The organism is Williamsia limnetica (assembly GCF_003217475.1).
In the GTDB taxonomy this organism is placed as follows: Bacteria; Actinomycetota; Actinomycetes; order Mycobacteriales; family Mycobacteriaceae; genus Williamsia; species Williamsia limnetica.
This window is the reverse complement of sequence record NZ_QJSP01000010.1, coordinates 58,711-71,482: the sequence shown is the minus strand read 5'-3', so window position 1 is coordinate 71,482 and position 12,772 is coordinate 58,711. Positions and strand designations below refer to the sequence as shown.

Annotated in this window: 11 protein-coding genes, 1 other RNA gene and 1 pseudogene; 8 read left to right on the top strand and 5 right to left on the bottom strand. The window is 66.5% G+C overall.

Annotation, left to right across the window (positions count from 1 at the left end):
- Positions 1–38: 38 nt before the first annotated feature.
- Positions 39–959, top strand: a pseudogene (locus DFR67_RS17315) (cobalamin biosynthesis protein); the annotation flags it as partial.
- Here DFR67_RS17315 and DFR67_RS17310 read toward each other — a convergent pair.
- Positions 957–1,877 carry an SURF1 family cytochrome oxidase biogenesis protein gene (locus tag DFR67_RS17310; protein WP_425451294.1) on the bottom strand — a complete coding sequence of 307 codons (921 nt, stop codon included), beginning with the start codon at positions 1,875–1,877 and terminating at the stop codon, positions 957–959. The pseudogene DFR67_RS17315 and the gene DFR67_RS17310 sit on opposite strands and share 3 nt — an antisense overlap.
- A gap of 192 nt (positions 1,878–2,069) precedes the next feature.
- On the opposite strand from DFR67_RS17310, the gene DFR67_RS17305 reads away from it, so the two are divergent.
- Entirely contained in the window at positions 2,070–3,113 is a 1,044-nt protein-coding gene (locus DFR67_RS17305; RefSeq protein WP_110470758.1) for a zinc-binding metallopeptidase family protein, read from the top strand.
- 91 nt (positions 3,114–3,204) lie between these two features.
- Here DFR67_RS17305 and DFR67_RS17300 read toward each other — a convergent pair whose 3' ends face one another.
- On the bottom strand, positions 3,205–3,669 hold the full coding sequence (locus DFR67_RS17300) for a low molecular weight protein-tyrosine-phosphatase (RefSeq protein ID WP_110470757.1): 465 nt from the start codon (positions 3,667–3,669) through the stop codon (positions 3,205–3,207).
- The gene (locus tag DFR67_RS17295; protein WP_110470920.1) at positions 3,662–4,357 is read right to left on the bottom strand and encodes an HAD-IA family hydrolase; all 696 of its coding nucleotides are present in this window, start codon (positions 4,355–4,357) and stop codon (positions 3,662–3,664) included. The genes DFR67_RS17300 and DFR67_RS17295 overlap by 8 nt, the downstream gene beginning before the upstream one ends.
- Before the next feature lie 22 nt (positions 4,358–4,379).
- Between DFR67_RS17295 and cobC the strand changes: the two genes are divergently transcribed.
- The 4 genes from cobC to DFR67_RS17280 all read left to right on the top strand — a co-directional run bounded on the left by cobC (position 4,380) and on the right by DFR67_RS17280 (position 8,588).
- The gene (gene cobC / locus DFR67_RS17290; protein WP_245938008.1) at positions 4,380–5,453 is read left to right on the top strand and encodes an Rv2231c family histidinol phosphate aminotransferase CobC; all 1,074 of its coding nucleotides are present in this window, start codon (positions 4,380–4,382) and stop codon (positions 5,451–5,453) included.
- On the top strand, positions 5,453–6,580 hold the full coding sequence (locus DFR67_RS17285; RefSeq protein WP_110470756.1) for a Nif3-like dinuclear metal center hexameric protein: 1,128 nt from the start codon (positions 5,453–5,455) through the stop codon (positions 6,578–6,580). Before cobC ends, DFR67_RS17285 begins: the two co-directional genes overlap by 1 nt.
- Before the next feature lie 137 nt (positions 6,581–6,717).
- Positions 6,718–7,464: a zinc ribbon domain-containing protein gene (locus tag DFR67_RS31160; RefSeq protein WP_245938007.1), complete on the top strand. Its 747-nt coding sequence runs from the start codon at positions 6,718–6,720 to the stop codon at positions 7,462–7,464.
- A complete protein-coding gene (locus DFR67_RS17280; protein WP_245938006.1) occupies positions 7,461–8,588 on the top strand; it encodes a bifunctional RNase H/acid phosphatase in 1,128 nt (375 codons plus the stop codon). Before DFR67_RS31160 ends, DFR67_RS17280 begins: the two co-directional genes overlap by 4 nt.
- A 67-nt stretch (positions 8,589–8,655) precedes the next feature.
- On the opposite strand, the gene DFR67_RS17275 is transcribed toward DFR67_RS17280, so the two are convergent.
- Positions 8,656–9,966: an NAD(P)/FAD-dependent oxidoreductase gene (locus DFR67_RS17275; protein WP_110470754.1), complete on the bottom strand. Its 1,311-nt coding sequence runs from the start codon at positions 9,964–9,966 to the stop codon at positions 8,656–8,658.
- A 133-nt stretch (positions 9,967–10,099) separates the two neighbouring features.
- Between DFR67_RS17275 and DFR67_RS17270 the strand changes: the two genes are divergently transcribed.
- Positions 10,100–10,984, top strand: coding sequence for a LysR family transcriptional regulator (locus DFR67_RS17270; RefSeq protein WP_110470753.1), 885 nt, complete (start codon positions 10,100–10,102; stop codon positions 10,982–10,984).
- A 7-nt stretch (positions 10,985–10,991) separates the two neighbouring features.
- Here DFR67_RS17270 and DFR67_RS17265 read toward each other — a convergent pair whose 3' ends face one another.
- The gene (locus DFR67_RS17265) at positions 10,992–12,260 is read right to left on the bottom strand and encodes an SLC13 family permease (protein ID WP_110470752.1); all 1,269 of its coding nucleotides are present in this window, start codon (positions 12,258–12,260) and stop codon (positions 10,992–10,994) included.
- Positions 12,261–12,332: 72 nt separating this feature from the next.
- On the opposite strand from DFR67_RS17265, the gene rnpB reads away from it, so the two are divergent.
- An RNA gene (gene rnpB, locus DFR67_RS17260) (RNase P RNA component class A) lies at positions 12,333–12,741 on the top strand.
- The last annotated feature ends 31 nt before the right edge of the window (positions 12,742–12,772 follow it).

Here is a 12,772-nt window from a genome sequence, read left to right as displayed (position 1 = left end):
GCACCAGGCGAGAATGAGGGTACCCTCACCGGCCGGCGATGGTTCGCGCCCGTGGCGGTCGGAGCGGGTGGTCGGCGTCTGAGATATTGACCTACATGGCATCAGTTGCATGGACGCGAGCCGCAGGTATGGCCGCCGGTTATCTGCTGGACCGCGGGTTCGGTGATCCCGTGCGACTGCATCCCGTCGCGGGGATGGGGATGGCCGCCGGGTACCTGGAAAACCGGATGTACCGCGACTCCCGCTGGTCCGGAGTGGTTTTCACCACGATCTGCGTCGGCGGCGCGATCGGTACCGGTTACCTGTGCCGCCGCGGCGGCGTCGTGTCCACCGCGGTTGCGACCTGGATCGCCCTCGGTGGCACCTCGCTCGCAGCGGTCGGTGAGCGACTCGGTGACGCCCTGGCAGCAGACGAGGTCGAATCCGCGCGTGCCCTCATCCCGAGTCTGTGTGGGCGCGACCCGGCAAGCCTGGACAGCGCGGGGATGGCGCGGGCGACCGTCGAGTCCGTCGCGGAGAACACCTCCGATGCTGCCGTGGCACCCCTGTTCTGGGGTGCGGTCGCCGGCGTGCCGGGACTGCTGGGCTATCGCATGGCCAACACCCTCGACGCGATGGTCGGCTACCGAAGCGACCGCTACCTCCGGTTCGGCTGGGCCAGCGCCCGATTCGATGACGTCGCCAACTACCTGCCGGCCCGGTTGACCACCTTGCTCGTACTCGCGGTCGGGCCCGATCGCCGCGCCGGGGTGGCCGCCGTCCGACGCGATGCCGCCGCCCATCCGAGCCCCAACGCCGGCGTGGTGGAGGCATCGTTCGCCGGTGTCCTCGGGGTGAGTCTGGGCGGGATCACCGTGTACCGGCACGGTACGGACTCGCGACCCGTGCTGGGCAGGGGCGGTCCCCCGTCCGTTCAGGATGTGCACCGGGCGGCGATGCTCTCGCGCCAGGTGCAGCTAGGTGCGCTCGCGGCCGTAACGGTCGGTCAGCTTCTGGTTCGCACCGTGCTCGCCCGTCGGGCCCGAACCGATGACACCACGCGCGGCCGCACTCTGATGGTGCGTCGACGAGGCCGCGAGCGCCTCCCTGGTCTGCTTGCCACGTTCCCGCGGCTTACGGGCCGGCACGTCGGTACCGCTCGCACTCGCCCGGCGCTGCTTGACCTCTGACCACGCGAAATATCCGAGCCCCAGCGGCGCCATCAGCCCGAAGGCCAGCCACTGCAACCCATAGGACAGGTAGGGGCCGGTCTCGAGTTGGGGGAGCGAGATCACCCCGAGCGCGCCCGGCTGTCCGTCGGTCAGCTGGAGATAACCGGCGGCCAACGGTTCGTCCACCGTGCGGCTGATCAACGCGGGATCGATCGAATAGACCTGTAGCGCCCCGGCCTCGACGCGGGGCTCGCGGCCCGGCATGGTGCTCTCGGACGCCCTGATCCGCGCTTGCACCGTGACCTGCTGCTCCGGCGCCGGTGTGATGGGCGGCAGTGCCGTGCCCTGCACGGGGCTCACATAGCCGCGGTTGACCAGGTACGTATTGCCCGAAGTCTCGACAAACGGCGTGAGGACCTCGTATGCGGGGGAGCCGTCCACCGACCGCAGCCGGACCACTACTTCCTTGTCGGGCAGATACGTCCCGGTGAGCAGGACCCGACTCCATTCGGCGTCGGTGATCGGACGGCCATCTCGATACAGTTCGTCCACCGGCACCGGCTCCGCCGATTCGGCCCGCTTGATCAGGTCGTTCTGATGTTCGTTCTGCGAATTCTTACCGAGCTGCCAGGGAGCGAGCACCCAGAAGCAGGCGGCGGCAAAGCCCACGACCACCAGGGCGAGCGCAATCCAGCCCGGACGTAGGAAGTTCCGCAGGGTTCGCACACCCACACGGTACCGAGCGCACCGAGGTGGAGTTGTCAGGTGGCTGTCCCAGTGCGGCTCGGTTGCGTAGCGACGTCCGATGCGCAACCGAGCATGGTTATTGTTGACCGCAGTGGGGCAGTCGAGAATCTGCCGTCCCCCGGCGGGCGACCGTTGTCGCGCCACCCCTCATCATCTGATCGGAGAGTCCTGATGCGCGATCTGGTCTGCCGCAAGTGTGGCCAAAAGTTGTCGTTCGAGAACACCCTTTGCCTCAATTGCAAGAGTCCGCTCGGGTTCCATCTTCCCGCGCGGACCATGTACGTGCTCGATGAGAACGCCGTCACCGAGGTCGACGGTGAGACGTTGGTGCGCTGCGCCAACTTCGACCTCATCTCGTGCAACTGGTTGATCCCTCCAGTCGAGCCCGGTGCGAGTACGCCTGAGGGAGAACCGGACCCGTCGGCGCTGTGCGAGTCGTGCCGGCTGACCCGAACCCGCCCGGCCGACACAGACACCGATGCGATCGCCGTCTTCGGGGACGCCGAGACCAACAAGCGCCGGGTGATCCTCGAACTCGACGAGCTGGGCCTGCCGATCCGGGGCCGCGACGTCGACCCGCAGACGGGGCTGGCATTCGACCTGCTCTCGAGTGCGGTCAATCCGGTCATCACCGGACACGCTGACGGAGTGGTCACGCTCGACCTGGCCGAAGGCGACGACGTCCATCGCGAACAGCTGCGGGTGTCGATGGATGAGCCGTACCGCACCCTCATCGGACACTTCCGGCACGAGATCGGGCACTACTACCAGATGGTGCTGGTCGGAACCGGCGAGCATCGATCACGTTTCGAGGAGTTGTTCGGGAATCCGGACGACGACTATCAGGCAGCGCTCGATCGCCACTACAGCGAGGGGCCGCCGGACAACTGGAAGAGCGACTACGTCTCGTCCTACGCCACGATGCACCCGGCGGAGGATTGGGCGGAGACCTTCGCCCACTACCTGCACATTCGTGACACCCTCGACACCGCAGCGGCCTTCGCCATGGCGCCGAGCGGGGCGACGCTCGACAGCGTGCTCCTCGGCGACGTGGGTTTCGACCAGATCATCGATCTGTGGCTACCCCTGACCTGGGCGCTGAATCAGATCAACCGGTCGATGGGCCATCAGGACCTGTACCCGTTCGTGCTCCCCGCGAAGGTCTTGGAGAAGATGCGGTTCATACACGGCCTCATCTCCCCGGCCATTCTCTGACCCTCGATCACAAACCCACCCGCTCCCGGCACAACCAGTTGTTGCAACAACTGGGTCTGCCTGGGACGGGTGGGTTTGTCGTCGGGGGCGCCTAGAGCCGGGCGCGAACCCAGTCGAGTAGCCCGGGCATCGCTGCCTCGATTTGTGTGCGGACATCGGTGAAGTCGGCGTCGGACCCGAAATAGGGGTCGGCGACGTCGTCGCTGTCGGCGTCGGGATCAAAACTGCGCAGGAGTGCCGAACGGTCCGCAACCCCGGCATTCCGCAGCGCCGTGAGGTGGCCGGTGTCCATGGCGAGCAGCAGATCCGCGGACAGATGTTCGCTGCCGAGCTGGGCGGCTACGTGGTCGTCGTCGTATCCGGCGGAGGTCAGTTCGGTTCGGGCGCGGACGTCGGCGCCCTCGCCGACGTGCCAGTCACCAGTCCCGCAACTGCTCACGCGAACCTGATCGGCCAGGCCGGCATCGGCGAGGGCGTGTCGAAAGATGTTCTGCCCCATCGGTGATCGGCAGATGTTGCCGGTGCATACGAACGTGACGTGCAGCGGCTCAGACATTGACGAGCTCTCGCAGCGCCGCCACCGATTCGACGGTCCAGGCAGCGTCGGTGTCCTCGTCGTCCAGCGCATATCCCCAGGTGACGAAGACCGCCGGGATGCCGAAATCGGCGGACCCGTGCACGTCGTGGTGGCGATCGCCGATCATCACGACCGGACGTTCCGAGACGTCGGTGATCCCGAGCGAACTCAGCGCGTGTTCGATGACGTCGGATTTCGTTCGCCGGCTCCCGTCGTCCGACGCCCCCGCGATGTAGTGGAAGTGACCGTCGAGGCCGAAGTGTTCCAGGATCCGGCGAGCCGTCGTCTGGTTCTTCGAGGTGGCCACGGCCATGGGCCGGCCGGTGGCGGCCAGGTCGGCCAGCAGGGACGCCATCCCGTCGAACACAGAGTTCTCGAGCCATCCGGTCGCGACATAACGTTCGCGGTAGGCCAACATCGCTGCGTCCACATCGGCGTCGGAGAGCTGGAGGCCGCGCAAGCTGTCCACCATCGGCGGGCCTGCGATGCCCGCCACCAGCGCACTGTCGGGCTCGGGGGCTCCGACTACGGCCAAAGCGTGCCGGAAGCTGTTCTCGATACCGGCGAACGAGTCGGTGATGGTGCCGTCGAGGTCGAACAAGAGGACGGTCGCGGGGTCGGCGGGGTCGGGCAGGGAAGGAATGTTGGGCGAACTCACCCGGCCCATCCTGCCCGTAGGCTCGACAACTGTGAAATCACCGAAGCCAACCGTGGGACAGGAATGGACACCGGACTCGCTGGCGGACCTCGGAAGGCATGGCGACGTCGACGCGGAACCCGGTTTGGTCGACTTCGCGGTGAACGTTCGTGGTTTGACCCCCGGCTTCGTCCGGGAGGTACTCGCGAGCCGCCTCGACGACCTGGCCGGCTACCCGTCCGCCGACGATCAGCGCAGAGCAGTCGCCGCCATCGCAGACCGCCATGGCCGAGACCCCTCCGAGGTGCTGCTGCTGTCCGGGGCGGCCGAGGGATTCGCGTTGTTGCCGCAGCTCCAACCCCGGCGTGCCGCACTGATCCAGCCCTCGTTCACCGAGCCGGAAAGGGCCCTGCGCGCGGCGGGTGTCGAGATCGAACACGTGGTGCTCCCGCAGCCGTGGGAGCTCGAACCCCACCTGGTTCCCGACAGCGCGGACTTGGTGGTGCTGGGCAATCCGACGAATCCGACGTCGGTGCTGCATCCGCGTGCGGCCATCGAAACCCTGCTGCGGCCCGGCCGGGTCGTGGTGGTCGACGAGGCGTTCGCCGACGTCGTTCCGGGCGAACCGGAGAGCCTGGCGGGCGGTGCTCCGGATGGCGGTCGCCGCAGCGGATTGCTGGTGCTGCGCAGCATCACCAAGACCTTCGCGCTCGCGGGGTTGCGCGCCGGGTATCTGCTCGGGGATCCGGCTCTGCTGCAACGATTGTCGGCTCGGCGTCCGCACTGGCCGCTCGGGACCCTGCAGTTGGCGGCCCTCGAGCTGTGTGCGGGCGTGCAGGCATCGACCTACGCGCACGAGCAGGCGTTGTCCGTAGCCGCCCAACGATGCTCGATGGTCGACGCGCTGCGATCGGTCGGTCTCGACGTGGTCGGGTCGCCACAGGGGTCATTCGTGATCGTCGCCGTTGCCGACGGCACCGCAGTCAAGAACGGTTTGCGTGAGCACGGTTACGCGGTGCGCAGTTGTGCGAACTTCGTCGGGTTGGGCCCAGACCACCTCCGACTTGCCGTCCGAGACGAAGACACTGTCGCCGGTTTGATCACGGCACTGAGAAAGGTGATGTGATGACCGACCTCGCTGAGGTGATCGACGTTCTCGAGCGCGCCTACCCGGTCCGGCTCGCGGAGAGTTGGGATTCTGTCGGCCTGGTGTGCGGCGATCCCGCCGAGTCCGTTGACCGGGTGCTCTGCTGCGTCGACGTCACCGACGAGGTCGTCGACCGCGCGATCGCCGATGGCGTGACACTCATCGTGGCGCATCATCCGCTGCTGCTGCGAGGCGTCGACACGGTGGGCGTCCACACCGCCAAGGGGCGCTTGGTGCATCGATTGATCCGCAACGGGTGCGCGCTGTACACGGCCCACACCAACGCCGACTCGGCTAACCCGGGGGTGTCCGATGCGCTGGCCGACCTGCTCGGTCTCACTGCGGTCCGGCCGCTGGACCCCAAGTCCACTGCCCCGATGGACAAATGGGCGGTGTTCGTGCCGTCCGCGGATGTGGGGACCGTTCGCGAGGCGATGTTCGAGGCCGGGGCCGGTGAGATCGGGGACTACAGCCACTGCTGTTGGAGTACCGCCGGCACCGGGCAGTTCCTGCCGGGAACGAGTGCGAATCCGGCAGTGGGAGCGACCGGGAAAGTGACCCGGGTCCCCGAAGATCGCGTCGAGATGGTGGCTCGCACGGCCGTGCGCCGCGACGTCCTCGCCGCTCTCCGCCGCTCGCATCCCTACGAGGAACCCGCGTTCGACCTCCTGGAGCTCGCCGCAGCCGACAGCGATGAGGGACTGGGCCGGATCGGCGAACTCGCCGAACCGATGACGCTCACGGACTTCACCCACCTCGTGTCCCGGTCACTGCCCCACGCGCCGGTCGGAATCCGCGCTGCAGGTGATCCGCAGCAGATCGTCCGGACCGTCGCGGTGTGCGGTGGGGCGGGGGATTCGCTGCTCGACACCGCGCGCGCCGCGGACGCAGACGTCTACGTCACCGGCGACCTCCGGCATCATCCGGTGGACGAACACCTGCGCGTCGGACCGCCCGCCCTGATCGACGCCGGGCACTGGGCCACCGAGTTCCCGTGGTGTGCGCAGGTGAGCAGGTTACTGGCGGAGACCGTGCCCGGCTTGCGGACCGAGGTGTTCGATGTCCCGACAGACCCTTGGACGATTCACACCAGTCGTGGGTCCTGACATGCGACGCGAGCGCCGCGATGATCGGCCGGGGGCGCAGACCGCGTACCGTTGCACAATGTCATCCTGGCGACAACAGTCGGACTTGGCGACGATCCGGCCACGGGGCCGGACAGCAGAGGAATGAAGAGACACTGGTGAAAGCAGACCCGGCCGCCCAACGATTGATGTTGGACATCGCCGACATCGATTCCGAACTCTTGCGTATCGATCACCGGCGGGCGATGTTGCCCGAGAACGCCGAATTGGCAGCGCTCGCAGAGCAGCTGCAGACGCAGCGCGATGAAGCAGTGCGTGCGCAGATCGCAGCCGAGGACCTGCTGCGCGAGTCACGCAGGCTGGACAACGAGATCACGTCGATGTCGTTGCGTGAGCAGAAGGACAACCAGCAGCTCGCTGCCGGCAACCTGCCTGCAAAAGCGTTGAGTGAGTTGGAACATGAGGTCGTCGGGCTGATCAGGCGGCGATCCATGCTCGAAGACGAGATGCTCGAGGTGATGGAGCAGCAGGAAGCGGTGTCCGCCGATGAACAACGCGCGTCGGCGATGACCAACCACTCCGAACGTCAGATCGAAGACGCCACCGCGCGACGTGATGCTGCGCTGGCGAAGATCGCCGAAGACGAGGCCGAGGCCAAGGCCAAGAGGGCGGCGTTGATCGAGAACGCCGACGAGGCTCTGATGGCGATCTACGAACGCCAGGTCGGCAACGGTCACGTGGGCGCAGGCCTGCTGCGCGCCGGCCGCTGCGGCGCATGCCGGATGGAGTTGGATCGCGGCCTGATCGGTCGTATCACCGCGACCGCGAGCGACGAGGTCGTCCGCTGCGACGAGTGCGGTGCCATCCTGGTCCGCACCCACGAATCCGGCCTGGCGTCGAAGTGAGAGTTGTCGTCGAAGCCGATGGCGGCTCGCGAGGTAATCCCGGCCCGGCCGGGTACGGCGCAGTAGTCTTCGCCGACGATCGCTCGGCAGTGCTCGCAGAGCGCAAAGAAGCCCTCGGAATTGCGACCAACAACGTCGCCGAATACCGCGGACTGATCGCCGGCTTGTCCGCCGCCGCCGAACTCCGGGCCGACGACGTGCTGGTCCGCATGGACTCCAAACTCGTCGTCGAGCAGATGTCGGGGCGCTGGAAGATCAAGCATCCCGACATGATTCCGCTCGCGGCTCAGGCCAGGAAGCTGGTCGAGCGATTCCAGAGTGTGCAGTTCAGCTGGATCCCCAGAGCTCAGAACTCGCACGCCGATCGGCTGGCGAACGAGGCCATGGATGCTGCAGCAGGGCTGGGCCCGAGTCCGGCTGAAGAAGCTGCTGCGCACGCGGATGAGAAGGTCAAGCCCTCGCCGGGCTGGACGGGAGCGCGGGGAGAACCCACCCGTCTGCTCCTGCTGCGGCATGGTCAGACACCCCTGTCGATCGAACGACGCTATTCCGGACGCGGTAATCCGGAGCTGACGGAGCTGGGCCGCGATCAGGCCCTGCGTGCCGCGAAACGGTTGGCCGCACGCGCTCAGCGCGACGCCGATGGTCCCGGTATCGCGGCAGTCGTGTGCTCTCCCTTGTCCCGCGCCCGCGCGACGGCAGAAGCGGCCGCCGCCGAACTCGGTTTACCGGTGCAGATCCACGAAGGGCTCACCGAGACGGACTTCGGCCGCTGGGAAGGGCTGACGTTCCGAGAGGCGACCGAGCGTGATCGCGAACTGCACACCAGCTGGATGGGCGACACCTCCGTGGCACCGCCGGGTGGCGAGAGCTTCGACACCGTCACGCGACGAGTACTGGACGTACGATCCGAACTCGTCGATCGCTACGCCGGCGGCGAGGTACTCGTCGTCTCGCATGTCACGCCGATCAAGGTGATGCTCCGGGACGCGCTGGGAGTCGGCTCGTCATTCCTGTATCGCATGCATCTGGATCTGGCGTCGCTCAGTGTTGCCGAGTTCTATCCCGACGGTGGCGCGTCGGTGCGCCTCGTCAACGACACAAACCACCTCGGCGAGTTCTGACCTCACACGCCAACGCGCCCGCACCCGAGGGGAACTCGAGTGCGGGCGCGCCGCATGAGCATGGGTGTCAGCTGGCCTTGGGCTCGCGCCTGGCCTCGGATTCCACCTTGTCCGCCTGCGCGAACCCCGGTCGATTGCTGCCGATGAAGGCGAACAGCCAGGAGGCGATGGCGGCGAAGCGGTTCCGGAACCCCACCAGGTAGAACAGGTGGACGGCCAGCCAGGTCAGCCACGCGATGAACCCGCCGAAGCGAACCCGTTCGTTGAGCGCAACGACCGCACTGAAACGATTGATCACCGACATGCTGCCCTTGTCGAAGTACTCGAAGGGAGTGCCCGGGAGCTTCTTTCGGCTGATCACGTCAGCCGCGTGACGGGCCTGCTGCATGGCGACCGGGCTCTGTCCCGGGTAGCCGTTCAGCGATGTCATGTCGCCGATCGCATACACGTTCGCGTACCCGCCGACGGTCAGGTCCTGATTGATCAGGAGTCTGCCCGCCCGATCGGTGTCAGCGCCGGTGGCCTTCGCGAGCACCGCGGCAAACGGGCTCGCCTGTACGCCGGCCGACCAGACGACCGTGTCCGCAGCGATACGACGGGTGGCAGCGCCGCCGACCTTGATGGTGACGCCGTCGGAATCCATCTCGGTCACCAGCGAATCGAGCAGTACCTCGACGCCTCCGCGTTCGAGGGCCTTCTTGGCGTAGGCGGAGAGTGAACCACCGTAGACGGGAAGGGCGTTGCCTGCGCCCTCCACCAAGTAGACCGAGACGTCGTCGAGTTTGTAGTAGCGCGTGGCCAGTTCACGGATCTGGCCTGCGACCTCCACGCCGGTCGGGCCGGCGCCGACGACAACGAAGCTGAGAAGGCGGCGGCGCAGGTCGGCGTCGTCGGTCTTGGCTGCTTCTTCGAAGCAGCGACGGATCTGGGTTCGCAGGTTGGTGGCGTCGTCGATCGTCTTGAGCGAGTACGAGTGGTGAGCGAACTCGTCGCGGCCGAAGTACGACTGCGTGGCACCGGTCGAGGCGATCAGATAGCGAAACGAGACTGTCTGCGTCGGACCGTCGTGGCGGTAACGCAGGATCCCGGCGTCGGGGTCCACCTCGGTGACCGTGCCGAGGAGTACCTCGACGTTGCGGTGTTTGCGCAGGATCCCGGCGACGTCGGGCGCGATCTCCTCGCTGTTCAGCACACCGGTCGCCACCTGGTAGAGCAGCGGCTGGAACAGGTGCTCGGGGGTACTGGAGATCAACGCGACGCGCAGGCCGGTCTTGGCCAGCTTCTGAGCAGCCGTCAACCCGCCGAATCCGGATCCGACGATGGCGACGTCGACGTCCAACTGGGTGGGCACGCTGTGAGGTGCGGGCATTGTGTTCATGATCCTTTTATCTCCTGTTGGCGACTACTGCCTAGTACAGCGCGCACCTAACAACAAGTAATCCCTCATCAGCGCCTGATCAAACACATTGTTTAGATAGAACTTATCTGCATCGCTCATATATCCTGGTCGCGTGGAACTACGCCAGCTGACCTACTTCGTCACCGTCGCCGAGGAACTGAGCTTCAGCAGGGCCGCAGCGCGGTGCTTCATCTCCCAATCGGCCATCAGTCATCAGGTGGCGCGCCTCGAACACGAACTCGGAGCGAAACTGATCGAGCGTTCGACCAGGCTCGTTCGGCTCACCGACCTCGGCGCCCAGGTGCTCCCGCTCGCTCAGCAGATGCTCCAGATCGAGTCGATGATCACCGCGACCGCCCGTACGCCCAGCGGCCGTGTCCGGATGGCGGCGAACATGTCGTTCGCCCAGCAGTCCCTCGCCGCGATCGCGCAACTTCGCAATGAGCACCTCGACGTCGAGATCGAGTTCATCATCAAGAGCTTCGACCAACGTATCGAGGCGGTCCTGGGCGGTGACGTCGACCTCGCGCTCATCCGAGGCGGCCTCGATCGCCCGGGCCTGGCGGTGCAGCAATTGTGGGTCGACGACCTCGTGGTGGCCATGTCGCAGAGTCATCCACTCGCCGGTGCCGAAGAAGTCGGGCTGGCAGAGCTCGGCGGTTATCCGTTGCTGTTGCCCTCGGCCCGAGATCAGGTGCTGCTACACAACGTGATTCGCGATGCTTTCGACCGGCACGGACTGGAGCGGCCGCGGCAGGCGCCACCCTTGCCGGTTGATCACACCGCCACCATGGAACTGCTCAATCACCCCGAAGAGTGGACGGTACTCTACGAGCGCACACCGCTGGCCGGAATCGCATTCACCCGCGACAGGGAGCGGGCGCTGCGGGTGTCGGTGTCGGCGGTGGTGAGGTCGCCGGCCGCGCATTCGGAAATCGTCGGCGACCTCATCGCGGCGTTGCAGTCGGTGCGCAGCGCCATGCCGGGTCACGACTGACAGATCCTCAGGTGACGGCCCACAGCGCCACCACCGACATCACCAACGTCACCGGCACGGTGACCATGCCGACCGTCGTGAACTCCCGTACGGTGACCTTTTGCCCGTCGAGCTTGACGAGCTTGAGCCACAACAGATTCGCCAGCGATCCCAGGTACGTCAGGGTGGGTCCGATGTTGACCCCGAGGAGCATGGCGAGCACCAACGGCGCCGGGGCGCCCGACCCCAGTGCGGCCAGCATCAGCAGGGCCGCGGGGATGTTGTTGATGAGATTTGCGATGACCGCCGAGATCGCGGCCACGATGAGCAGATCGTAGAACCCGGTTCCGCTCGGCAAGATGTCGGCGAGTCCGCTGCCGATCCCGCCATCGGAGATGCCTGCGACCAGGACCCCCAGCGCGAACACGAACAGCAGGAAACCGGGTTTTGCCGACAGCGCAAGTCTCAGCGGGGAACTCGTCCGCGCGCGCAGGGCCAGCGCGGCCATCACGACGGCTCCGACAACCGCGCACCACACCGGTTCGATGCCGATGACAGAACTGAGGCCGAAAGACACGAGGGTTATTGCCAGCAACATCAACGGTAGCCGGGGCGCGGGGCCGGGATCCTCGATGTGGTCGGGGTGCGGACGCTGACGCAGATCGCCGCAGAAGCAGAGGCAGAACACCATGAACTCGACGACGAGCGTGATCAGCCACGGCAATGCCATCAGCAAGGTGAACTCGACGAACCCTAGTCCGGTCGCCGCAAACGCGAGCAGGTTGGTGAGATTGGAGACGGGCATCAACGTGGACGCCGAATTGGCCAGGGTCACCGTGGCGTAGCTGTACGGCCGCGCCGACACCCGCAGGGACCGGGTCATCGACAGGAGCACCGGGGTCAACAGCAGCACGGTGGCGTCGAGGCTGAGCGCCGCGGTGGTCAGCGCGGCAGCGCCGAACACCAGAGCCAACAGCCGATGACCGCTCGCGCGCTTGTCGCCGCCAGGGGATCCGGATTCATGTCCGGGAGAGGCCCGACGCGCGATCACCGCTGCCAGCCACGTGAACACCCCCAGCACCGAACAGGCATACGACAGCACCAGCAGCGCCGCGAGAAACAGGACCGTCGAGGCAAGCGCCGTGATCTCCGACCAGGCCCGATCGGCGTCGACAACCCCGAGAGCGACCACCCCGAGCGCGGCGGGAACCGCGACGGTGGCTTCGGGGAGACCTCGCGGACGCCATACCGCGAAGGCCAAGGCCGCGACGAGCAACAGCAGCGACACGACATCCACGCGTCGATTGTTCCCTGCGGATGCCCATGGGTGCGAACCGCTGTCGCCGAGAACGTAGAGTGATGGAGCGAACGAGTCGGCCGGGCGGCCGCGATCGCGGGGACAGTCGCTTACGCGCACCTGCCCGCGTTCGAGGAAAGTCCGGACTCCACAGAGCAGGGTGGTTGCCAACAGCAACCCGGGGCGACCCGCGGGACAGTGCCACAGAAAACAAACCGCCGGTGCAAACCGGTCAGGGTGAAACGGTGCGGTAAGAGCGCACCAGCACCACGGGTGACCGTGGTGGCTCGGTAAACCCCACCCGGAGCAAGGTCGAAGGTCGCACCTACCGGTGCGACTGCGCAGGTGTTCGAGGGCTGCTCGCCCGAGCCTGCGGGTGGACCGCTCGAGGTACCCGGCGACGGTGTGCCCAGATGGATGGCCGCTACCGCCCACCGAGAGGTGGACGGCACAGGATCCGGCTTACAGGCCGGCTCGTTCGCCCCGCTCGGTGTGCCCGCGCAACACCTCTG

Bases quoted from the DNA above. Each gene is read 5' to 3' on its own strand.
- DFR67_RS17305 (WP_110470758.1), top strand. From the start codon at position 2,070: ATGCGCGATCTGGTCTGCCGCAAGTGTGGCCAAAAGTTGTCGTTCGAG.
- DFR67_RS17300 (WP_110470757.1), bottom strand. From the start codon at position 3,669: ATGTCTGAGCCGCTGCACGTCACGTTCGTATGCACCGGCAACATCTGC.
- DFR67_RS17295 (WP_110470920.1), bottom strand. From the start codon at position 4,357: ATGGGCCGGGTGAGTTCGCCCAACATTCCTTCCCTGCCCGACCCCGCC.
- DFR67_RS17285 (WP_110470756.1), top strand. From the start codon at position 5,453: ATGACCGACCTCGCTGAGGTGATCGACGTTCTCGAGCGCGCCTACCCG.
- DFR67_RS17275 (WP_110470754.1), bottom strand. From the start codon at position 9,966: ATGAACACAATGCCCGCACCTCACAGCGTGCCCACCCAGTTGGACGTC.